Consider the following 22,100-nt stretch of genomic DNA (forward strand, 5'->3'; position numbering starts at 1 on the left):
CCCGCGAGCGGATGTCCGCCCGCGGCCCTCGACTGGATCAGTGGCTGAGAATCTTGCCGAGAAAGTCCTTCGCGCGCTCCGATTCGGGAGCAGTGAAGAAGGTGCTGGGATCGGAGTCTTCGACGATCTGGCCGTCGGCCATGAACAGGACGCGATCACCGGCCTTGCGGGCGAACCCCATCTCGTGGGTGACCACGAGCATCGTCATGCCTTCCTTGGCGAGCGAGGTCATGACGTCGAGGACCTCGTTGACCATCTCGGGGTCGAGTGCGGAGGTGGGCTCGTCGAACAGCATCACCTTCGGATTCATGGCGAGGGCACGCGCTATCGCTACGCGCTGCTGCTGTCCACCCGACAGCTGAGCGGGGTACTTGTCCGCCTGATTCGCAATGCCGACCCGTTCGAGCAGTTGGCGAGCGGTGGCCTTCGCATCCGCGGTGCTCTTCTTCCGGACCTTCATCGGAGCGAGCATCACGTTCTCGAGAATTGTCTTGTGGGCGAACAGGTTGAAGGATTGGAACACCATGCCCACGTCGGCGCGGAGCGCTGCCAGAGCCTTGCCCTCGGCGGGCAGGACCTTGCCGTCCACTGCGATGACCCCGGAGTCGATCGGCTCGAGGCGGTTGATGGTGCGGCAGAGCGTCGACTTCCCGGAACCTGAGGGTCCGAGGACGATCACGACCTGCCCGCGCGGAACTTCGAGGTCGATGTCCTGAAGAACATGGAGGGCGCCGAAGTGCTTGTTCACCGATTGCATCGAGATCATGGACGTGGCCGCACCCGTCGGGGGTGTCGGCGTCGCGTCGTCGGCTTGCGTCATAGTCGATGACCCTATGTGGTGGAAGCGGCAGTCTCGACATTTACTCCGAGAATCCTCGGGATGTCACGGAAACTTTACTGCCGGGTGCCGACGGTGTGTCGTGGTGCACAGCGGCCCCGACGAGGCGATTTGTCGAGGCCCGTACCCTGGGAACGTGGACACGATCGACCAGAACTCTCAGCGCAGCTACGAGGTGCGCACCTACGGCTGCCAGATGAACGTGCACGACTCCGAGCGCCTGTCGGGTCTGCTCGAGGACGCCGGGTACACCAAGGCGGCCACCGGGCAGACGCCCGACCTCGTGGTGTTCAACACGTGCGCGGTGCGCGAGAACGCCGACAACAAGCTGTACGGCAATCTGAGTCATCTCGCGCCTGCGAAGGAGAAGAACCCCGACATGCAGATCGCGGTCGGTGGTTGCCTGGCCCAGAAGGACCGCGAGGTCGTCGTGAAGAAGGCGCCGTGGGTGGACGTGGTGTTCGGAACCCACAACATCGGGTCGCTCCCTGCGCTGCTGGACCGTGCGCGTCACAACCAGCGAGCCGAGGTCGAGATCCTCGACGCCCTCGAGGCGTTCCCGTCCACGCTGCCCGCGAAGCGAGAGTCGGCGTATGCCGGGTGGGTGTCCATCTCGGTGGGCTGCAACAACACCTGCACGTTCTGCATCGTGCCCGCCCTGCGTGGCAAGGAAGTCGACCGCAGGCCCGGCGACATTCTCGCCGAGGTTCAGGCTCTCGTGAACGAGGGCGTCCTCGAAGTGACCCTCCTCGGCCAGAACGTCAACGCCTACGGCGTGTCCTTCGCCGACCCGGAGCAGCCGCGCGATCGGGGGGCGTTCGCCGCACTGCTGCGCGCATGCGGCGAGATCGACGGACTCGAGCGGATCCGATTCACGTCTCCGCACCCGGCCGAGTTCACCGACGACGTCATCGAGGCCATGGCGGAAACTCCGGCGGTCTGCCCGCAACTGCACATGCCGCTTCAGTCCGGCTCCGACCGCGTACTGAAGGCGATGCGGCGTTCGTACCGGACGACGCGGTTTCTGGGCATCATCGAGAAGGTCCGCACTGCGATGCCGCACGCGGCGATCACCACCGACATCATCGTCGGTTTCCCCGGTGAGACCGAGGAAGACTTTCAAGGCACACTCGACGTCGTCCGGCAGGCCCGGTTCACCAGTGCCTTCACCTTCCAGTACTCCAAGCGTCCGGGCACGCCCGCCGCCGACATGGAGGGTCAGCTTCCCAAAGCCGTCGTTCAGGAACGGTACGAGCGTCTCATTGCACTTCAGGAGGAGATCACGCTCGAGGAGAATCGGAAGCTGGTCGGTGCCGAGGTGGAACTCCTCGTCGCTGCCGGTGAGGGTCGCAAGAACGCCGAAACGTTGCGGATGAGCGGACGCGCCCGCGACGGCAGGCTCGTCCATTTCCGTCCCGAGGGCAACATCGACGGCAACATCCGGCCGGGCGATGTCGTCACCCTGGTGGTGAGCGCGGCGGCCCCGCACCACTTGGTCGCCGACACCCCGGTCCTCACCCACCGTCGCACCCGCGCCGGTGACTCCTTCGAGAAGGGCGTCACGCCCAAGACTCCGCCTATCGGTGTCGGGCTCGGACTCCCGCAGATCGGTGCACCGGCACCACTACCCGCTCAGATGGGATGCAGCGCATGACCTCCTCGCATGACGACGATCGCACCAGCGGGGACAACGGTCCGAGCGGCGAGAGCGATCCGATCGAGAGCTATCTGAAAGATTTCGACGCGGCCGAGAAGAAGGTCGCCGGTGAGATCGACCCGGGAGTGCGGGCGCTGGTCGTCGCGATCGCTGTCGTGATTCTGCTGGGGTCCCTGACCTTGCCGCATTCCGGTGTCGCGAACGGCTGGGAGGTGTTGGTCTACGGGGACGATGCCCGCGCAGAAGTCATCACTTTGCCGTCGCGACTGTTCGTCTGGTTCGAAGTGGTGTTCGGCGTCGTCGCGTCGATGCTGGCGCTGATCACGCGCCGTTGGGCACTGGCCTGGGTTGCGCTCGCGGGAACCGCCGTGTCGATCGTCTTCGGGATGCTCGCCATCTGGACCCGCCAGACTCCGGCGCCGGGTGTCGAGGCGGCGGGTCCGGGAATCGGCCTGATCATCGGCTGGCTGACCGTGATCGTGCTGACCTTCCACTGGCTGAAAGTCGTGTGGAGCAGGACCGCGTTGCAGCTGGCCGCGGAAGAGGAACGCCGCGCCGCTGCCGCCGAAGCGGAGCGACGCGGCGACTGGAACGTCTGACGACGCCGTTCTCGCGACTTACTGTCCGCTGACGGCGCCTTCCGCGGCCTCGGCCCATTCACGCCACTGCTGCGCCTGAGCGAGTGCGCTTTCGGCGTCCTTGGTCTTACCCGCCGCGGTCGCCTTGGCGGCCTGTTCCTCGAACTGGCTGACGCGTTCGCGGAACTGCGCTGCCCGGGCGAGAGCCTCCGGATCAGTGCGTCGCCACTGTTCGTCGGCGGCGTCACGCACGCGCTTCTCGATGGCCCGCAACTTGCCCTCGAGGTCGTGCATCCGCTCGCGGGGCACCTTGCCGATGGCATCCCACTTCTCTTGCAAGTCGCGTAGTGCGGCCCGGGCAGCGTCGATGTCCTTGGTGGGATCGATGTGTCCGGCGGACTTCAGCAGCTCCTCCTTCGCGACCGCATTCTCCTCGAACTCGGCGTCGCGTTCGGAGGAGGCGGCGTTGCGCGCGGCGAAGAACAAGTCCTGAGCGCCCTTGAACCGCTTCCACAGTGCGTCGTCGGCTTCGCGGGGAGCGCGCCCGGCGGCCTTCCATTCGGCGAGGAGATCACGGAACGCCCCGGCGGTGGGTCCCCAATCGGTGGAGTCGGCCAGGGCCTCGGCGCGGGCGACGAGCTCTTCCTTCTTCGTCTTCGCCGCCGCGCGTTCGCGGTCGAGTTCGGCGAAGTGCGCGCCGCGGCGTCGGTTGAATGCCTCCCGCGCCTTGGAGTACCGCTTCCACAGCGCATCGTCGACCTTCCGGTCGATTCCGCGAATGGTTTTCCACTCTTCCAGGATTTCGCGGAGGCGATCACCCGCGGCCTTCCACTGCGTGGATTCCGCGCCGATCCGCTCAGCCTCGGCGGCCAGCTCCTCCTTGCGTTCGGTATGTGCCTGCCGCGACTTTTCCTTCTCGTGTTTCGCGTGCGCGGCGGCTTCGTCCGAGCCGGCGATGACGGCATCGAGTCGGGCAGCGAGCGATTCGATGTCACCGATCACCGCTGCGGTCGGCAACGATTCGGCGAGTGCGATCGCCGCGGCCTTGGTCTTCTTCGCGTCTCCGGCTCCGGAGTTGAGCCGGGCCTCGAGGAGGGCCACCTCGGTGGCGAGGTCGTCGAATCGTCGACCGAAATGGGCCAGCCCCTCGGCAGCGTCACCGGCCTGCCACGAACCGATCTGGCGTTCACCGTCGGCGGTCTTGACCCATGCGGTGCCGTCGTCGTCCACCCGGCCGAACTTGCTGGGGTCGCTCCCGGGCGGGGCTGCGACGGCGGGGGCGGAGAGTGCATGCTTCGGCGTGGGGCCCGGTTTGGGTGCACCCGGTTTCGCGGCGCCGCCCGGTTTAGGGACACTCGGCTTCGGCGTGTCGTGCTGCTCGGCGGCAGGCTCCACGGCGGGCTGTGCGTCGCTACTGTCGGTCATCGCTTCCTCATCTCTGCCGCGCGTCACGGCTGCCTGAACGCATTACCGGCTCCATACCGACCCGGCAGGGCTTGTTCCATTCAACCCGGTACGGGCTCTGGGGACTATTGAATCAGGTCAGACGGGCACCGTTGGTACCGAACGAGTGCAGGCGCCGAATCGGATGTCGGGTGCGTTCGGGCGGTCGACTAGCGTGACGCGTGTGTTCACCGCCGCAATTCTCGTGCCCTCACCGCCGCTTCTGGTCCCTGAACTGGCGGGCGCAGCGGCAGCAGAGACGGCGTCCTTGAGGGACGCGGTGGCGGTGGCCGCCAAGGCGTTGTCGGCGCTCTCCTCCGAGTGGGTTGCGGTAGGTGCGGGCGCCACCACCATCGATGTGCCTTCCGAGGCGCAGGGCACGTACTTGGGCTACGGGGTCGACGTCCGGGTGACGCTGCGGCCCGGACACGCCGAGAATCCGGACCCGGAGCTACCGCTCGCGGCACTGACAGCCGGATGGATACGCGGAACCTGGGCGCCGGACGCGGTAGTCGACGCCCGTGTATTGGCCGCCGACCTGCCGGTCGAGCGGTGCGCCGAGTACGGCGCGGCACTGCGAGGCTTCCTCGACCGAGATGACGAGCCCCGCGGCCTCATGATTGTCGCGGACGGGGCCAACACCCTGACCGCGAAGGCGCCCGGTGCGTTCGACCCGCGAGCGGAGGGAGTGCAGGCCCGAATCGATGCGGCGCTGGAATCAGGCGACCGCGATGCTCTTCTGGCCCTCGAACCGGGGCTGTGCAACCAACTGGGGCTCGGTGGACGGGTTCCGTGGCAGGTGCTCGCCGGCGTGTTCGACGCGCCCCCTTCCTCGTGCCGGACGCTCTACAGCGCGGCGCCGTACGGAGTGGCGTACCACGTGGGGGAGTGGCGTCCATGACGTCGCCGGTTCCAGTGGCGGTGGTCGGGCCCACGGCCACCGGGAAATCGGAGCTTGCCCTCGACCTCGCCGAACGGTGGGGCGGGGAGATCGTCAACATCGACGCGATGCAGCTCTATCGCGGCATGGACATCGGGACCGCGAAACTGGCACCCCACGAGCGACGCGGCATCGTGCACCACCAACTCGACGTGCTCGACGTGACCGAGACCGCCACGGTGGCGAACTACCAACGGGCCGCAGTCCATGACGTGGAGGCGATCGCGGCGCGCGGCGCCGTCCCCATCATCGTCGGCGGATCGATGATGTACGTGCAGTCCCTGCTCGACGAGTGGAGCTTCCCGGCCACCGACCCTTCGGTGCGCGCGCGGTGGGAAGCCGTCCTCGCCGAGCACGGTGTCGCCGCAGTACATGCGGAGCTCAGCCGGGTGGATCCTGATGCCGCCGCATCCATCCTTCCGACCGACGGCAGACGTCTGGTGCGGGCCCTCGAGGTTGTCGAGATCACCGGTCGGCCGTTCGCGGCATCTGCGCCCCGCATCGGTGAACCACGATGGGGCACACGCATTGTCGGTGTCGACAGGGAGACCGCGGAGCTAGATCAACGCATCGGACTTCGGACCGAGCTGATGTTCGATCGCGGTCTCGTGGAGGAGGTGCGCGGTCTGATCGACGTGGGCCTGCGGGAAGGGGTGACCGCGCCGCGCGCCATCGGCTACGCGCAGGTACTCGCGTGGATCGACGGGAAATACGACTTGGACGAGGCCCGGGAGCGCACGTTCATCGGGACTCGTCGCTATGTGCGCCGTCAGCGGTCGTGGTTCCGCCGAGACACGCGTATCCGCTGGGTCGACGGCAGCGATCCACACCTCGCCGACACGACCGTCCGAATGCTGCAACAGCCGCCGACACCGGGAGAACGATGAGCCGCACGCCGTCCGGACGGAACCGTCCGACCTCGAATCTCCTGGTCACCGCCCGCAATGCCCGCTTCCAGCAGTGGCAGTCCTACCTCACCAACCGCAGTAAACGCTCGAAAGCGGGGCGCTTCCTGATTCAGGGTGTGCGCCCCCTCACGCTGGCGCTCGACTACGGGTGGCCGATCGAATCGCTGCTGTACCGCGTCGACGGCCCACCCCTGTCGGAGTGGGCCCGCGACGTGCGCGGCGCCCGGTCGATCGAACAGATCGGTGTCAGTGCCGAACTGATGGGGGAGTTGGGCGAGAAGGCCGACACCGCCCCGGAACTGATCGCCGTGGCGAAGATCCGCGCACCGCGACTGAAAGATCTGGAGCTGCAGACGAGTCCGTTGATCGTGGTCTTCGACCGGCCGAGCTCGCCGGGCAACCTCGGCACCCTTGTCCGGTCCGCCAACGCATTCGGTGCCGACGCGGTAATCGTGGTTGGCCACGGCGCCGACCCGTTCGACCCGCAGAGCGTGCGCGCCTCCACCGGTTCGCTCTTCGCGATGCCGGTCGTCACCGCGTCCTCGGTCGACGACATCCTCGCCTTCCGGGACACACGTCGAGCGGCCGGCACCGATCTGCACATCGTGGGAACGGATGAGACAGGTTCCGTCACGATCGACGCCCACGACTTCACCGGAGGCACGGTTCTGGTGATCGGCAATGAGACTCGTGGCATGAGCGCCGCGTGGCGAGCGGCTTGCGACACCGTGGTCAACATTCCCATCGGCGGCGCCGCCAGTTCGCTAGGTGCACCTTCGGCCGGTGCCGTTGCCCTCTATGAGATCGCCCGACAGCGACGATGAGCGGCCGCGAACAAGCGCGGTCCGGGTGGGCGCGCACCTCGGTTGGATAAGGTGGGACACATGGACTTCAGCAAGGGGCACGGAACCGAGAACGACTTCGTCGTCCTTCCCGATCTCGACGTGCGCCTCGACCTGACGGTGCCGCGGGTGAAGGCACTGTGCGATCGCCGGCGCGGACTCGGCGCCGACGGCGTCCTGAGGGTCGCCAAGGCGGGCGCGCTCGCCGAGGCCGGTGTCCTCGCCGACCTGCCCGACGGAACATCCGCCGACGACTGGTTCATGGACTACCGCAACGCGGACGGTTCTCTCGCCGAGATGTGTGGCAACGGCGTCCGGGTTTTTGCCCACTACCTTCTGTCCACCGGACTCGAGACACGCGATGAATTCGTGGTCGGGAGTCGTGCCGGGGGTAAGCCTGTTGTCGTCCACTCGGCCGCGGGTCCGCTCGGTGAGGTGACCGTCGACATGGGAAAGGTTCGCGACCTCGGATCGAGCACTGCCACCCTCGACGGCAGAGTGTTCAACGGAATCGGCATCGACGTCGGAAATCCGCATCTGGCGTGCGTCGACCCCCACCTCACCGCCGCATCACTCTCCGCGCTCGACCTGACCGCCGCGCCCGGCTTCGACCCCGGCTTCTTCCCGCACGGCGTCAACGTCGAGATCCTCACCCGCATCGATTCGGGTGCAGTCGACATGCGGGTCCACGAGCGTGGGGTCGGGGAGACACGCTCCTGCGGGACCGGAACGGTCGCCGCGGCAACCGCTGCTCTGCGTCACGAAGGCGCGGACTCCGGGGAGGTCATCGTCCGCATTCCCGGTGGTCAGGTCACTGTTTCGCTGTCCGACGGCCGGGCGACCCTGCGCGGGCCGTCCGTCCTGGTGGCGTCGGGCACTGTCGACGATTCGTGGTGGAACGCGCTCACCTGATCGCCCTGCGCGAAATGGACGTGCGCACCCTCGACATTCCGTGGGATCATGAGGGTGTATGACGAAATCACATCGCACAGAAGAATCGCCGATCTCGGACTCCGGTGAGTTCGCCCACGACGATGGGCGGCCCTCGGTCGGCGAGATGCAACTCGAGGATCGCAGCGCGCTGCGCCGAGTTGCCGGCCTGTCCACCGAACTCACCGACGTCACCGAGGTCGAGTACCGACAACTCCGACTCGAACGCGTGGTCCTGGTCGGTGTCTGGACTCAGGGCACCGCAGCGCAGGCCGAGTCGAGCATGGCCGAACTGGCCGCTCTCGCCGAGACCGCGGGATCCGAGGTCCTCGAAGGCCTCGTGCAGCGGCGGGACAAGCCTGATGCCGCCACCTACATCGGCTCGGGTAAAGCGCAGGAGCTGCGCGAGGTCGTCTTGTCCACCGGGGCGGACACCGTCATCTGCGACGGTGAACTCACTCCTGCGCAGCTCACCGCACTGGAGAAGGTCGTCAAGGTCAAGGTCATCGACAGGACGGCCTTAATCCTCGACATCTTCGCCCAGCACGCCACGTCCCGAGAGGGCAAGGCCCAGGTGGCGCTGGCCCAGATGGAATACATGTTGCCGCGACTGCGCGGCTGGGGTGAGTCCATGTCCCGGCAGGCCGGTGGTCGCGCCGGCAGCAACGGTGGTGTGGGTCTGCGCGGACCGGGTGAGACCAAGATCGAGACCGACCGGCGTCGCATCCGTGAGCGGATGGCGAAGCTGCGGCGCGAAATCAAGGGTATGAAGGCCGCCCGCGACACCAAGCGCACCCGGCGCCTGCGCAGTGAGGTGCCGTCGATCGCCATCGTCGGTTACACCAACGCCGGAAAGTCGAGTTTGCTCAACGCGCTCACCGGCTCCGGGGTGCTCGTGCAGAACGCCCTGTTCGCCACCCTCGACCCGACCACCCGTCGGGCTGCGCTCGACGACGGCCGCGAGTACATCCTCACCGACACCGTCGGTTTCGTGCGGCACCTGCCCACACAGTTGATCGAGGCCTTCCGATCCACACTCGAGGAGGTGACGGATGCGGATCTTCTGCTGCACGTGGTGGACGGGTCCGACCCGTTGCCGCTCGATCAGATCCGCGCCGTCCATGCCGTGATCACCGAGGTGATCCGGGAGAACGACGCGCCGGCGCCGCCCGAACTCATCGTGGTGAACAAGATCGACGCAGCCGATCCGGTCACGTTGACCCAGCTGCGCGGACTGTTACCCGGTGCGGCGTTCGTCTCCGCCCGCACGGGTGAGGGAATCGCTGAACTGCGGACGCAACTCGACGAGGTACTGCTCAGACCCGAGATCGAGGTCAACGTGCGTCTCCCGTATTCGCGGGGCGACCTCATGGCGCGGATCCACTCCGATGGACAGATCCTCGAATCCTCGCACGAGGAGGACGGCACGTTGATCCACGCGCGTGTGCCGCAGGCCCTGGCGTCGGCGCTGCTGCAGTACGCCGGCAGTGCCTGAACGGTCCCGGTGGTTCACTGCGGGATCGGTCGCAGTCGTGGCCGTCTGTGCACCCCTGGCGACTACCGCGTCGGGTTCGGCGCAGCCGATCCTGGGTGATCAGATCACCGTGGAAGCGTCCGACTTCGAACCATTCTGCACCCCGCACACAGTCGATCCGGGGTCGATCCCGGACGAAGCGTCGCTCGACGAGTTGTCCGGACTGGTGTCGGTGAAGGGCCGGTCCTACGCGGTCGGTGACAGCGGCTCCGATCGTGCTGTCGCCGACCTGGACGGCTCCTGCGGCGTCACCGGCTGGCTGTCGGTGCCCGTCGATCCCTACGACGTCGAGGATCTGGCAACCGGCCCGGACGGGCGTCTGTGGCTGGCCGACATCGGCGACAACGGTCGCAGGCGGGAGACGGTCGCGCTGATCGGAATGGACCGGGCGACCGGGGCAGGGCAATTGCACCGGCTCACGTATCCGGATGGCGCCCACGACGCCGAGACGGTGCTGGTCCAGCGTGACGGCACACCGCTGATCGTGACGAAAGAGGTCTTCGGGCCGGGCATCGTGTACCGGCCTGCGGGGGGAGTGTCTGTCGACGCCTTGGCCAGTCCCGGGCCGACCCCGCTCGAGAGGGTGGGGTCACTCGACGTCGCGGAACCGAACGGCGCCGGCAATGCGACCACGGGCGCAGGCACCACGGCCCCGGCGGTGTATTCCACCATGTTCACCGGAGGTGCGGTATCCGCGGACGGAACCGTTGCGGCGGTGCGCAGTTACACCGACGTGTTCCTGTTCGCCGCCCCGGATGGTGATGTCGCGGCGGCTTTGGCCGCGGGTCCCACCGTCCGGGTGCACCTGCCTGCGCAGCCGCAAGGTGAGGCGGTGGCGTTCACCGAGGACGGGGATCTTCTCATTGCCTCCGAGGCGCGGGACGGTCCCATACCCCCCGTTGAGGTGCTCCGCGGGGCGGTGGCGATGGCGCAGGATCACGCCTCTTCCGAAGCGGCGTCCGATGAGGAGAAGAGTTCCTCCGCCGGGCTGTCGATCGGAGTGGGGGCAGTCGCGTTGTGCGGGCTCATCGCGGTCGTGGCCTACGCGTGTCTTCGTCGCACCCGCTGAATAGGTGCGGCGTGAGGGCCGGTCGCCCAAAATAGCCTCGATCGCAACGACCTGCAACGGCTCGATCTCGCCGAGGAAGCGATCCGGCTGGGGCGGATCCTCCGTAGGTTGTTGCCCGCCGAACGAGAGGTCGCCGGGCTGCTCGGACTGATGCTGTTGATTCATGCTCGGCGCGCGGTCCGAATCGGCCCGGATGGAGAAATCGTGCTGCTCGAGTAGCCGGCGGCGCGGGGTAGCAACGCGAACGGGGCCCTGCCCGGCCGGGTGTGGCGGCGCGTGCAGGGCTCCGGACGCGGAACGATGCGGCTTCGCGTGTCCTATGCGTCGAGATCTGCCGCCACCAGCTGAGCCACTTTCTCGACGGCATCCGCATCGTCGCTGGTCACTGTCACATCGGTGCCCTTGGTGGCGCCGAGCGTCATGATGAGGAGTGCGGAGCCGGCATCGACCGGTTCGCTGTCCGCGACCGAGAGGGTGACGGGGACTCCGGCAGCGGCCACCGCTTCGGCGATGACGGCGGCGGGGCGGGCGTGCAGTCCGATGGACGAACCAACGGCGACTGTGGTGCTGGGCATGAATCTCTCCTTGGTCTGTTGGGGTTGTCTCGCGGTGTTGTTTCCTATGCTGCGACTGTCGCAACGTCGGGGTCGAGTTCGGCGTCGGACGCGCCGGGTTTGATGAATTCTTTGGCTCCGACGACACAGAGAGCGGCGACGACCACGCCGGCGGCCAGGGAGATCAGGAACCACAGCAGGTTGCCGATGGCGAAGAACACGAAAATGCCGCCGTGGGGTGCGCTCAGGGTTACATCGAACGCCATGATGAGGCCGCCCGTGACAGCGCCGCCGGCCATCATCGACGGGATCACGCGCAAGGGATCGGCGGCGGCGAAGGGAATGGCGCCCTCGGAGATGAACGCCGAACCCAGGAGCCAGGCGGCCTTGCCGTTCTCCCGTTCGGCCTCACTGAACAGGCTCGGTCGCAGGACGGTGGACGCGAGGGCCATGGCCAGCGGCGGAACCATTCCGGCCGCCATGACGGCCGCCATGATGCGGAGCGAGGCGGGATCGTTGACGTTGAGTCCTGCCACCGCGAAGGCATAGGCGGCTTTGTTGACCGGACCACCGAGGTCGAAGCACATCATCAGCCCGAGGATGATGCCGAGGAAGATGACCGAGCTGCCGGACAGTCCGTTGAGCCAATTGGTCAGGCCGGACGTGATGGCGGCGAGGGGACGGCCGAGCACCAGGAACATCAGCGCACCCACGATGAGGGTCGCGAAGAGCGGGATGATGACCACCGGCATGAGGCCGCGCAACCACTGAGGAACGGCGATTCGGCTGATCCACAGGGCGACGACACCCGCGATGAGCCCACCGACCAGGCCGCCGATGAAGCCGGCTCCGACGAATACCGCTACCGCGCCGGCGGTGAAACCGGGCGCGATGCCGGGTCGGTCAGCTATCGCGAAGGCGATGTAACCGGCCAAGGCCGGAACGAGGAAGCTGAATGCCAGCGAACCGAGCTGGAACAGCACTGCACCCAGATAGGTGGTGAGACCGCCCTCGGGCAGGCTACCGAGGGAGTTGTTCAGGACGATGTCCTCGGCAGGTCCGGAGATTTCGTACCCACCGAGCAGGAAACCGAGGGCGATCAGCAGGCCGCCCGCGGCGACGAAGGGGATCATGTAGCTGACGCCGGTCAGCAGGACCTGACGTAGATGGGTGCCCCAGCCGATCGAGCCGGCCGGTTCCGCGGGCTCGGTGGATGCGGTGCCCGCCACCGTCGATGCCGACGGATTCAGCCCTGCGCGCAGAGCCTCGGTGATCATGACGTCGGGCTCGTTGATTGCGCGCTTGACGCCGGAGGCGACCACGGGCTTGCCCGCGAACCGCTCCTTGCCTTTCACGCCGACATCTGTGGCGAAAATGACAGCGGAGGCGCCGGCAATCAGTCCGGGGGCCAGCGGAGTGCTGCCACTCGAACCCTGGGTTTCCACGTGCACCTTCACCCCCGCACGCTCACCGGCGGCGACGAGGGAGTCGGCGGCCATGTAGGTATGCGCGATTCCGGTGGGGCACGCCGTGACGGCGACGATGTGGCGGGACACCTCATCGGCGGCCGGTTCGGGTGCGGCGGCAGCCGGTTCGGGTGCGGCCGCAGCGGGAGTCGACGCCGCGGTCGGTGTCGGCGCGGGTGTCGACGCCGCGGCAGTGGCCGGTGCCGGGGACAGCACGCCCTGGACGAGGGTGACCACGTCGGCCGGGGTGGACGCCTCCCGCAGTGCACCGACGAAGTCGGGACGCACCAGCGCCCGGGCGAGTGAGGACAGCAACTTCATGTGCTCGGCGCCGGCGCCCTCCGGGGCGGCGATGAGGAACACCAGGTCGGCGGGGCCGTCGGGGGCGCCGAAGTCGACCTTGGGTGCGAGCCGGGCGAAGCCGAGGGAAGCAGCCGACACGGCCTCCGCGCGGCAGTGGGGAATGGCGATTCCACCGGGAAGGCCTGTCGCGGATTGTGATTCGCGTGCCAGCGCGGCGTCGCGAAGAGCGTCCGCATCGGTGGCTCGGCCGGCGTCGGCCAACCGGGTGGAGAGCGCGGATATCACGTCCTCCTTGGATGTTCCGAGGTCGGAATCCAGGGAGATCAGATCTTCGCTGATGATCTGCGGCCCCGAATCGCGGTCGGGAGTGGAGTGAGACATGGGGTGTCCTTCGGGTCAGGCCGGATCGGGGGCGGGGGAGGTGAGGACGGTCACAGTGACTGCGTCCCTGTGCACGTGTTCGGGACTCGGCAGGGTGGTACCGGGGAGGGCCGCCGCCGCGCTGCCGTAGGCGACGGCGGATCGTAGGCACTCCGGAGGGGCTGCACCGGCGACGTGCGCCGCCAGATAGCCGGCCAGCGAGGAATCGCCGGCCCCGACGGTGCTTCGCGCGACGATGGGTGGCGGCGTCGCCCACCAGGATCCGTCGTTCGTCACGAGAACGGCACCGGCCGCTCCAAGGGTGACGAGTACCGTCTCGACGCCCCGATCGAGGAGCAGCCTTCCTGCGTGGGCGGCCGCAGTCGGATCGCCTTGCAGCGCGGCCTCTTCGAGTAGACGACCGTCGTAGCCGGTGAGCTGGGCGAGTTCCTCGCTGTTCGGTTTGACGAGGTCCGGCGCGGCGGAGGGAAAACGTTCCGCCAAGGCCAGTAGGGGCGCGTCGGAGGTGTCGACCGCCACTTTGCAGGACGCCGAGCGCAGCGACTCGACAAGCGTGCCGTACCAGTCGGTCGGAACGCCAGGCGGCAGGGAACCAGCCAGCACGACCCAGTCGGCACGCGCACCGAACTCGGAAAGCGCGGTGTGCAGATCGGCGAGGGACTGAGCCGTCATCGGGACACCGGGTTCGTTGATCTTCGTGGTCGTGCCGTCGGGTTCGGTGATCGTGATGTTGGTGCGGGCCGAGCCGGACATGGCCACGGTGACGTGCTCGATTTTGTTGTCCCTGAGGGTGGACGGCAACGGATCGCCGGCGTTGGCGGGGAGGATCGCCACAGTGGCGACGCCGGCGGAGGTCAGTGCGCGCGCCACGTTGACACCCTTGCCACCCGGATCGTTATGGGTGGCGACAGCGCGAAGGACGGAGCCGCGTTCGAGCCGTCCCCCGAGGGTCACGGTGCGGTCGATACTCGGATTTGCGGTCAGCGTGACGATCATGCGATCACCACCTCGATTCCCTGGTCGTGGAAATGGGCTCGGTCTGCGGGGCTGATGTCGGAATCGGTGACGAGAATGTCGACGCTGTGGATGGGTGCGAAACTCACCAGGTGCTCGCGCCCCACCTTGGACGAGTCGGCCACCACCACGACGTGGTTGGCGCATCGGACCATGGCCCGCTTCACCGCCGCCTCGTCGGTGTCCGGTGTGGACAGACCGTGGCCGACGCTCAGGGCGTTGGTGCCGATGAATGCGACGTCCACCCGAAGAACGTCGAGAATGCGTAATGCCTCCTCGCCGACTGCGGCCTGGGTGACACCCCGCACCCGGCCGCCGAGCAGGTGAAGGGTGACCGAGTTCAGTCCGGCAAGCCGGGCGGCAATGGGCACGGAGTTCGTGATCACTGTGAGGTCGGCGTCGGACGGCAGTTCCGGGATGATCCGGCCGGTGGTCGTTCCCGCATCGAACAGCACACTTCCCCCGGAGGGAGGCAGGAACGAGGCCGCGCGCTTGGCGATCCGGTCCTTCTGCTCGGCGCGGGTGTGGTCCCGCTCCGTCATGCCCGGTTCGGTGACCGTGAGAGATCCTGCGGGCACCGCGCCACCATGCACGCGTCGGACGTGTCCCAGCCGCTCGAGCAGGGCGAGATCCCGCCGGACCGTCTCGGTGGTGACGCCGAAGGTGTCGGAGAGATCCGCGACCGACATGCGGCCGCGTTGCGAGATCAGTGTGGTGACTGCCTGCTGACGTTCTTCCGGGTACACCGTCTCCCCGTTCCTTGTCTCGAAGAAGTTCGGTGAGGAAGTCCGATCGGGACAAAAGTCCGCTATGGTCCGCATCACACGAAATGTTGTGTCATGTTGTTTTACGCCCGACTGTGTTGACATGTCAAGAGTTGAGAGTAATCTCCGTCACAGAGTTGATGCGTGTGCGAACCACGCGATGACTGAACCGACCGGCCAGGAGGACCCGATGACCGAGAACCGTGAAATCGTGCGAGGTACCCCGGTGGTGCCGGGCATCGCCTATGCGCCGGTCATCTGGCCCGCCGCTCGACCTGAGGTCACCAGCGGACTGCCGAGGGTCGACGAATCCGGGCGCGACCAGGAGAAAATCCGCTTCGAGGAAGCTGCAGCGGTGGTCGCTCAGCGCCTGCGCGATCGGGCAGCCACCGTGTCGGGAGCTGCTGCGGAAGTCCTTCAGGCCAACGCGGCCATGGCGGCAGACAGGGGGTGGCTGGGCGCAGCTCAGAAGCTGATCGCCGGCGGGGCGCCCGCCGAGGAAGCAGCCTCCGAAGCAACCGAGCAGTTCGCGGCGTTGTTCACCAAGATGGGTGGGCTGATGGCCGAACGCGTGACCGATCTGCGCGACATCCGCGATCGGGTCGTGTCGGAACTCCGGGGTCTACCCGAACCCGGCATTCCCGTTCCCGATGCGCCGTCGATCCTGTGCGCCCGGGATCTGGCTCCAGCAGACACCGCTGGTCTCGACCCCGCGTCGATCGTCGGACTCGTCACCCTGCTCGGGGGGCCGACCAGCCACACCGCGATCATCGCGCGGCAGCTCGGCATTCCGTGCGTGGTGGCAGTACACGATCTCGAGTCGGTTCCGGCCGGCACTCCCGTGCTGCTCGACGGTGCGGCTGGCGAAGTGGTGGTGGAGCCGGATCCAGCCGAAGCGCGGGCCGCGGTCGAGCACGGCCGAGCGGAGCGGGCGAGGATTTCGACGTGGTCGGGTCCGGGGCAGACCAGCGACGGCCGACCCGTATCGATCCTCGCCAACGTGCAGGACGGCGCCGGCGCCAGATCCGCACGGGAGACCGCCGCCGAAGGCGTCGGCCTCTTCCGCACCGAACTGTGCTTCCTCGACCGTGATGTCGAACCCGGTGTCGACGAGCAGGCGGACATCTACGCGGAGGTGCTCGAGGCGTTTTCCGGTCGGAAGGTAGTGATCCGCACCTTGGATGCCGGTTCGGACAAGCCGCTGCGCTTCGCCACTACGGCAGACGAGGCCAATCCGGCGCTCGGCGTCCGGGGAATCCGCATCGCAGTTCAGAACCCGGGCATTCTCGGTAGGCAACTCGACGCCATCGCTGCTGCGGCGAAACAGACTCAGTCACAGCCGTGGGTGATGGCGCCGATGATCGCCACCACCGCGGAGGCCGAGAACTTCGCTGCCGAGGTCCGCGCGCGGGGTCTGACCCCCGGCGTGATGATCGAGGTACCAGCGGCTGCGCTGCTCGCGGACCGCCTGCTCCGGCACGTCGACTTCCTGTCGATCGGTACGAATGACCTTGCGCAGTACACGATGGCTGCCGACCGCATGTCCTCCGAACTCGCGGCGCTCACCGATCCGTGGCAGCCTGCGGTCCTCGACCTCGTCGCGCGCACCGCTGCGGCGGGACTCGCGGCCGGGAAGCCCGTGGGAGTGTGCGGCGAGGCAGCAGCCGATCCTCTTCTCGCATGCGTGCTGGTGGGGCTCGGGGTGACGTCGCTGTCCTGCGCAGGTGCTGCGGTGTCCGGCGTTGGCGCCAAGATAGGCACGGTGTCCGAGGAACAGTGCCGTCGCGCCGCCGAGGAGGTACTGGCCACCAGCGATCCCATGGAGGCGCGGAACGTCGCGGCCCGGGTCTTGGGCTGACGACGCTTGCCGTGTCGTTTCGGGCCCCGCGGCGCGAAATTCGCAGATCGTCCCTACTATTGGCCAACTGTGACGAGAAGAGAAATCGACGCCTCCGACGGCCCTGTCGGAGAGGGTTCCGACCAGGCCGCCCCCGCGAAGGCCTTCGGGTGGACCCTGCACGGTGACGGTAGGCGGATTGCCGACGGCGAGGTCGTTGCACCTGCCGAGCGTCTGACCTGGCCCCGTACGGTCGGGATCGGGATGCAACACGTCATCGCGATGTTCGGTGCCACCCTCTTGGTGCCGACGATTACCGGCTTCCCTGTCACCACCACGCTGCTGTTCTCCGGGATCGGAACGGCGCTCTTCCTGCTCCTGACCCGCGGCCGCATTCCCAGCTACCTCGGTTCCTCCTTCGCGTTCATCGCCCCGTTGACGGCATCCCAGGCATCAGGTCCTGCCGCCCAGCTCGGCGGGGTGGCGGCGGCGGGTGTGCTCCTCTTGCTGGTCGGCGTGGCCGTGAAACTGGCGGGCTCCCGGGTGATCGACGCGGTCATGCCGCCCGTCGTCACGGGCGCTGTCGTGGCGCTGATCGGGCTCAATCTCGCTCCGACAGCGGTCGATTCGTTCGAGTCACAACCCCTCATCGCGGGCGTGACCCTGCTCGCCATTCTTGTCGTCACCGTTCTCGGACCCGGATTGCTCGGCCGTCTCGGGATCCTGGTCGGCGTTGTCCTCGGCTGGATATTCGCGGCAATCACCGGGGGCCTCGCCGACGAACGCGTGACCGCCCTGCGCGATGCCGCCTGGTTCGGAATGCCCGAGTTGCGGGGGCCCACGTTCGAATGGTCGGTGATCGCGCTGACATTGCCCGTCGTCATCGTCCTCGTCGCCGAGAACGTCGGCCACGTGAAAGCGGTGTCCGCGATGACCGGCCGATCACTCGACGACGTTGCCGGCGACGCACTCGTCGCGGACGGACTCGCCACCACCCTGGCGGGATTCGGCGGTGGCTCCGGCACCACCACCTACGCCGAGAACATCGGGGTCATGGCCGCGACACGGGTCTATTCGACCGCGGCGTACTGGGTTGCTGCCGCCACGGCCGTGGTCCTCGCATTTTCCCCCAAGTTCGGCGCCCTGGTCTTCACCGTCCCGAGCGGTGTCATCGGCGGCGCGACTCTGGTGCTGTACGGGCTCATCGGCGTCCTGGGTGTCCGCATCTGGATGGAGGCGAAGGTCGATTTCACCGACCCGGTAAATCTGACCGTCGTTGCGGCGGCGCTGGTCGCCGGCATCGGTGACCTCACGCTGACGATGGGCTCGGTGGAGCTCGGCGGAATCGCCTGGGGTTCGATCGGCATCCTCGTCGCCTATCCCGTCATGCGGTCGCTCGCGAGGTTCCGCAGGTCCTGACCGAACCGGGTGGGTCATGAATCGCGATCACCTGGGTCATTCTCCGCTGCGCCCGCCACCTCTACCGTCGAACGAGACGTACCCGAACAAGTTTGATATGAGGAGACGGCGTGGAGCGCACCCTGTTCGAACCGGAGCACGAACTGTTCCGGGAGTCGTACCGAAAGTTTCTCGCCCAGCACGCCGAACCCAACCACGCCAAGTGGGAAGAACAGAACATTGTCGACCGCAGCGTGTGGGTCGAGGCCGGTAAGCAGGGCTTCCTCGGTATGGCGGTGCCGGAGGAGTTCGGCGGCGGCGGTGTCCGCGACTTCAGGTACAACGCGATCATCACCGAAGAGACCACGCGCGGGGGATACAGCGGCATCGGCTTCACACTGCACAACGACGTGGTGGCCCCCTACCTGCTCGAGCTCACCAACGAGGAGCAGAAGCAGCGCTGGTTGCCCGGGTTCGCCTCCGGTGAGCTGATCACGGCGATCGCCATGACCGAACCCGGTACCGGCAGTGATCTGCAGGGAATCAAGACCCGTGCGGTTCGTGACGGCGACGACTGGGTTCTCAATGGCTCCAAGACCTTCATCACCAACGGCATCAACGCAGACCTCGTGATCGTCGTCGCGTGTACCGATCCCGACAAGGGCGCGCAGGGATTCAGCCTCCTCGTCGTCGAACGGGGCATGGAGGGTTTCGAACGCGGCCGCAACCTGGACAAAATCGGCATGAAGGCCCAGGACACCGCGGAATTGAGCTTCACCGACGTGCGTGTTCCCGCGGCGAATCTGCTCGGTGAGGAGGGAATGGGCTTCCTCTACCTCATGAAGAATCTCCCGCAGGAGCGTCTGTCGATTGCCGTGGTGGCCGCGGCGGCCATGGAGTCGGCGCTGGAGATGACGATTCAGTACTGCCGCGACCGGAAGGCCTTCGGCAAGTCCATCGGCAGTTTCCAGAACACGCGCTTCGTACTCGCCGAGCTCGCTACGGAGACAACAGCTGTACGCGTCCTCGTCGACAAGTTCATCGAACTGCTCAACGACGAGAAGCTCTCCGTCCAGGAAGCCGCCATGGCCAAGTGGTGGACCACCGAAGCCCAGGTCCGGCTCATCGACCGGTGCCTGCAGCTGCACGGTGGGTACGGGTACATGAAGGAGTACCCGATTGCCAAGGCCTACATGGATTCCCGTGTGCAGACGATCTACGGCGGAACCACGGAGATCATGAAAGAGATCATCGGTCGGGGTCTCAACCTCTGACCGGTCAGCGCCATCTCGAGAACACGGAAGAGCCCGCAGCGTGTGTGCCGCGGGCTCTTCCGTGTGAGGATTGCGCTCTAGATCTTGCGCATCACGGTGACGACCTTGCCGAGGATCACGGCCTCGTTGCCGGGGATCGGCTCGAACAACGCGTTGTGGGGCATCAGCCACACCTCGTTTTTCGTGCGCTTGAAGGTTTTCACCGTGGCCTCGCCGTCGATCATCGCGGCGACGATGTCACCGTTCTCCGCCACGTTCTGCTGACGCACCACCACCCAGTCGCCGTCGCAGATCGCCGCGTCGATCATCGACTCACCGACCACCTTCAACAGGAACAACGACCCCTGGCCCACGAGTTCGCGGGGAAGCGGGAAGACGTCCTCGACAGCCTCCTCCGCGAGGATCGGGCCACCTGCGGCGATTCGGCCGAGAACCGGCACGAAGGTCGGCTCCGGTAGCGGTGCGCCCTCGACACCGGTAGGAACCGCGGCCAAAGGGGCGGTGGTGGCGCGGGCAGCATTGCCCGCATTGGCAGCGTTCGCGGCGGCGCCTGCGGCGACCTCGTCCACACCGCGCACGTCGACGGCGCGTGGACGATTGGGGTCGCGGCGGAGAAAGCCCTTGCGTTCGAGCGTGCGGAGCTGGTGGGCGACCGACGATGTCGAGGTGAGGCCCACCGCGTCGCCGATCTCCCTGATGCTCGGCGGGTAACCCCGTTCGTTCACGGACGTCCGAATCACCTCGAGGACGCGGCGCTGCCGATCGGTCAACCCGGCGGCGGTGCCGCCGCTCACCTGTGGAGCCGAACCGTCGGTCGAGCTGTCGTCCTTCATGGCGAGGGGCCTCCGTTTGTCGTGTCGATCTTCTGCCGTGCGGATGTGGATCGGGTGCTGTGGGTCGTGCGGATCCACTCGAAAATGGGTCGTATGTGACTGTTGTTTCGTTGCCTCGAATCTATCGCGGTTCCGCCGCAGTATCAAACACCTGTTCGACCGTGTCGTGCACGTGTTCGACCGCGAAGGGAAGACTTTGTCGGACCCGCGTGGTAGAAATCGAACATGTGTTCTTTCGAACGCGTGATCGAACACCCGGCAGACTCCCACGCCTGGCGGGACGGAATCGGATTCGAGCAGCGGAGGTCCCGATGAGCAACGCAGTTCTCCATCGGCAGTCAGTTCTCCATCGGCAGTCGGTACTGAACGGCCGAAACCTGGATGGCCAGGCCGTCCTGGATCGGCAGGCACTCGGCCCGCGCGCGGTTCGGGCAGGCGCCGGGTCACGCGTCGTCCGCTCGCGTGGGGGGCGGTCGTACCGGACACGGCCTCGCCGGCGTTTCGTCGAGGGTGACCTTCGCCGTCCCGCAGCCGGAACGGTCGCCTACGGCACCCGGTCACGCATGTCTCGCGCCGAGCACGCGCATCGGGGAAGCGACGTGGGTTGGAAGATGGTCCTCGCAAGCATCGCGATCACGGCCGCAGTTCTGTTGGGGCTCGTGGGAGCGGCGCAGCTTGCCACCATCGACGACATGGGGTCGTCGGGCGCCACCGAGGTCGTTCACGTTCGGGAGGGAGACACTCTCGCTGCTGTGGCCGCGACTGCCTTCCCGGACCGTCCTGTGGCGCGGGTCGTCGAACAGATCATGGAACTCAATGCCATGTCGGACTCCGTCGTGCATCCGGGGCAGACGTTGATCGTTCCTGCGTCCGGCACCCGGTGATCGGGGTGGCTCTGCATGCCTCCACCGATCGACAGACGAGTAGTCTCGAATGCTGTCAGTCCCACCACTTCGTGTGGTCGCGTCGAGATCGTGCATCCGCTGCGTGAATCCGTATTCGTCGGTTCGCCATCGGGGGAGGCGAAAAGCCGCGGCTACGACGGCTACGACGAAGGAATCGCCATGCACTGCCCGTTTTGCCGGCACCCCGATTCACGTGTGGTCGATTCCCGGGAAGCCGACGAAGGTCAGGCCATCCGCAGGCGACGCTCGTGTCCCGAGTGCGGCCGCCGGTTCACCACCGTGGAAACCGCGGTCCTCTCGGTCGTCAAGCGCAGCGGTGTCACCGAACCGTTCAGTCGGGAGAAGGTGGTGCGCGGCGTTCGGCGCGCCTGCCAGGGCCGCCAGGTCGACAACGACGCACTGAACCTTCTTGCCCAGCAAGTCGAAGATGCCGTGCGGGCCTCAGGTTCCGCGGAGATTCCCAGCAACGAGGTCGGGCTCGCCATCCTGGGTCCCCTCCGGGATCTGGACGAGGTCGCGTATCTGCGTTTCGCGTCCGTGTACCGCTCGTTCAGTTCGGCGGAAGACTTCGCGCGCGAAATCAAAGAACTACGCGCTCATCGCGAGTCCCGCGAAAGCGAATGACACCCGGT

Annotated in this window: 20 protein-coding genes and 1 pseudogene; 14 read left to right on the plus strand and 7 right to left on the minus strand. The window is 66.9% G+C overall.

Going from position 1 to position 22,100, the window contains the following annotated elements; genetic code table 11:
* Nucleotides 1–37: 37 nt before the first annotated feature.
* Complete coding sequence (locus JQT59_RS20225) at nucleotides 38–766, minus strand: amino acid ABC transporter ATP-binding protein (protein WP_109335165.1); 729 nt, start codon at nucleotides 764–766, stop codon at nucleotides 38–40.
* Nucleotides 767–974: 208 nt separating this feature from the next.
* On the opposite strand from JQT59_RS20225, the gene miaB reads away from it, so the two are divergent.
* On the plus strand, nucleotides 975–2,492 hold the full coding sequence (miaB, locus tag JQT59_RS20230) for a tRNA (N6-isopentenyl adenosine(37)-C2)-methylthiotransferase MiaB (RefSeq protein ID WP_213571736.1): 1,518 nt from the start codon (nucleotides 975–977) through the stop codon (nucleotides 2,490–2,492).
* On the plus strand, nucleotides 2,489–3,094 hold the full coding sequence (locus JQT59_RS20235; protein ID WP_213571737.1) for an Rv2732c family membrane protein: 606 nt from the start codon (nucleotides 2,489–2,491) through the stop codon (nucleotides 3,092–3,094). Before miaB ends, JQT59_RS20235 begins: the two co-directional genes overlap by 4 nt.
* Nucleotides 3,095–3,112: 18 nt before the next feature.
* On the opposite strand, the gene JQT59_RS20240 is transcribed toward JQT59_RS20235, so the two are convergent.
* Nucleotides 3,113–4,498 carry a DUF349 domain-containing protein gene (locus JQT59_RS20240; RefSeq protein ID WP_213571738.1) on the minus strand — a complete coding sequence of 462 codons (1,386 nt, stop codon included), beginning with the start codon at nucleotides 4,496–4,498 and terminating at the stop codon, nucleotides 3,113–3,115.
* A 202-nt stretch (nucleotides 4,499–4,700) separates the two neighbouring features.
* Here JQT59_RS20240 and JQT59_RS20245 point away from each other — a divergent pair, with 202 nt between their 5' ends.
* From JQT59_RS20245 to JQT59_RS37125, 7 genes and pseudogenes are all read left to right on the plus strand, one after another.
* Nucleotides 4,701–5,417, plus strand: a complete 717-nt coding sequence (locus JQT59_RS20245; protein WP_213571739.1) for a class III extradiol dioxygenase subunit B-like domain-containing protein — start codon at nucleotides 4,701–4,703, stop codon at nucleotides 5,415–5,417.
* On the plus strand, nucleotides 5,414–6,343 hold the full coding sequence (gene miaA, locus JQT59_RS20250; RefSeq protein ID WP_213571740.1) for a tRNA (adenosine(37)-N6)-dimethylallyltransferase MiaA: 930 nt from the start codon (nucleotides 5,414–5,416) through the stop codon (nucleotides 6,341–6,343). The genes JQT59_RS20245 and miaA overlap by 4 nt, the downstream gene beginning before the upstream one ends.
* On the plus strand, nucleotides 6,340–7,188 hold the full coding sequence (locus JQT59_RS20255; protein ID WP_213571741.1) for a TrmH family RNA methyltransferase: 849 nt from the start codon (nucleotides 6,340–6,342) through the stop codon (nucleotides 7,186–7,188). Before miaA ends, JQT59_RS20255 begins: the two co-directional genes overlap by 4 nt.
* Before the next feature lie 60 nt (nucleotides 7,189–7,248).
* Nucleotides 7,249–8,118, plus strand: a complete 870-nt coding sequence (gene dapF / locus JQT59_RS20260) for a diaminopimelate epimerase (RefSeq protein WP_213571742.1) — start codon at nucleotides 7,249–7,251, stop codon at nucleotides 8,116–8,118.
* A 58-nt stretch (nucleotides 8,119–8,176) separates the two neighbouring features.
* The gene (gene hflX / locus JQT59_RS20265; protein WP_213571743.1) at nucleotides 8,177–9,631 is read left to right on the plus strand and encodes a GTPase HflX; all 1,455 of its coding nucleotides are present in this window, start codon (nucleotides 8,177–8,179) and stop codon (nucleotides 9,629–9,631) included.
* Nucleotides 9,624–10,739, plus strand: a complete 1,116-nt coding sequence (locus JQT59_RS20270) for a hypothetical protein (protein ID WP_213571744.1) — start codon at nucleotides 9,624–9,626, stop codon at nucleotides 10,737–10,739. The genes hflX and JQT59_RS20270 overlap by 8 nt, the downstream gene beginning before the upstream one ends.
* Nucleotides 10,740–10,790: 51 nt before the next feature.
* Nucleotides 10,791–10,955, plus strand: a pseudogene (locus JQT59_RS37125) (DUF6596 domain-containing protein); the annotation flags it as partial.
* A 101-nt stretch (nucleotides 10,956–11,056) separates the two neighbouring features.
* Here the strand turns inward: JQT59_RS37125 and JQT59_RS20275 are convergent.
* The 4 genes from JQT59_RS20275 to JQT59_RS20290 are packed head-to-tail and all read right to left on the minus strand — an operon-like array spanning nucleotide 11,057 to nucleotide 15,203.
* Complete coding sequence (locus JQT59_RS20275) at nucleotides 11,057–11,314, minus strand: HPr family phosphocarrier protein (protein WP_213571745.1); 258 nt, start codon at nucleotides 11,312–11,314, stop codon at nucleotides 11,057–11,059.
* A 44-nt stretch (nucleotides 11,315–11,358) separates the two neighbouring features.
* Complete coding sequence (locus tag JQT59_RS20280; protein ID WP_213571746.1) at nucleotides 11,359–13,443, minus strand: PTS fructose transporter subunit IIABC; 2,085 nt, start codon at nucleotides 13,441–13,443, stop codon at nucleotides 11,359–11,361.
* Nucleotides 13,444–13,458: 15 nt separating this feature from the next.
* Complete coding sequence (gene pfkB / locus JQT59_RS20285) at nucleotides 13,459–14,439, minus strand: 1-phosphofructokinase (protein ID WP_213571747.1); 981 nt, start codon at nucleotides 14,437–14,439, stop codon at nucleotides 13,459–13,461.
* The gene (locus tag JQT59_RS20290) at nucleotides 14,436–15,203 is read right to left on the minus strand and encodes a DeoR/GlpR family DNA-binding transcription regulator (protein WP_159926334.1); all 768 of its coding nucleotides are present in this window, start codon (nucleotides 15,201–15,203) and stop codon (nucleotides 14,436–14,438) included. Before JQT59_RS20290 ends, pfkB begins: the two co-directional genes overlap by 4 nt.
* Nucleotides 15,204–15,411: 208 nt before the next feature.
* Between JQT59_RS20290 and ptsP the strand changes: the two genes are divergently transcribed.
* The 3 genes from ptsP to JQT59_RS20305 all read left to right on the plus strand — a co-directional run bounded on the left by ptsP (nucleotide 15,412) and on the right by JQT59_RS20305 (nucleotide 19,730).
* Complete coding sequence (ptsP, locus tag JQT59_RS20295) at nucleotides 15,412–17,079, plus strand: phosphoenolpyruvate--protein phosphotransferase (protein ID WP_213571748.1); 1,668 nt, start codon at nucleotides 15,412–15,414, stop codon at nucleotides 17,077–17,079.
* Between the two features lie 69 nt (nucleotides 17,080–17,148).
* Nucleotides 17,149–18,477: a uracil-xanthine permease family protein gene (locus tag JQT59_RS20300; protein ID WP_249353693.1), complete on the plus strand. Its 1,329-nt coding sequence runs from the start codon at nucleotides 17,149–17,151 to the stop codon at nucleotides 18,475–18,477.
* Nucleotides 18,478–18,587: 110 nt separating this feature from the next.
* Nucleotides 18,588–19,730: an acyl-CoA dehydrogenase family protein gene (locus tag JQT59_RS20305; RefSeq protein WP_213571749.1), complete on the plus strand. Its 1,143-nt coding sequence runs from the start codon at nucleotides 18,588–18,590 to the stop codon at nucleotides 19,728–19,730.
* A 77-nt stretch (nucleotides 19,731–19,807) separates the two neighbouring features.
* Here JQT59_RS20305 and lexA read toward each other — a convergent pair whose 3' ends face one another.
* Entirely contained in the window at nucleotides 19,808–20,563 is a 756-nt protein-coding gene (gene lexA, locus JQT59_RS20310; protein WP_159926339.1) for a transcriptional repressor LexA, read from the minus strand.
* Nucleotides 20,564–20,874: 311 nt separating this feature from the next.
* Here lexA and JQT59_RS20315 point away from each other — a divergent pair, with 311 nt between their 5' ends.
* Together JQT59_RS20315 and nrdR are read left to right on the plus strand one after the other, a co-directional pair.
* The gene (locus tag JQT59_RS20315; RefSeq protein WP_213571750.1) at nucleotides 20,875–21,447 is read left to right on the plus strand and encodes a LysM peptidoglycan-binding domain-containing protein; all 573 of its coding nucleotides are present in this window, start codon (nucleotides 20,875–20,877) and stop codon (nucleotides 21,445–21,447) included.
* Between the two features lie 180 nt (nucleotides 21,448–21,627).
* Nucleotides 21,628–22,092 carry a transcriptional regulator NrdR gene (nrdR, locus tag JQT59_RS20320; RefSeq protein ID WP_109335162.1) on the plus strand — a complete coding sequence of 155 codons (465 nt, stop codon included), beginning with the start codon at nucleotides 21,628–21,630 and terminating at the stop codon, nucleotides 22,090–22,092.
* The last annotated feature ends 8 nt before the right edge of the window (nucleotides 22,093–22,100 follow it).

The sequence above is a fragment of the Rhodococcus sp. USK13 genome (assembly GCF_018343855.1).
Lineage (GTDB): Bacteria > Actinomycetota > Actinomycetes > Mycobacteriales > Mycobacteriaceae > Rhodococcus_F > Rhodococcus_F oxybenzonivorans.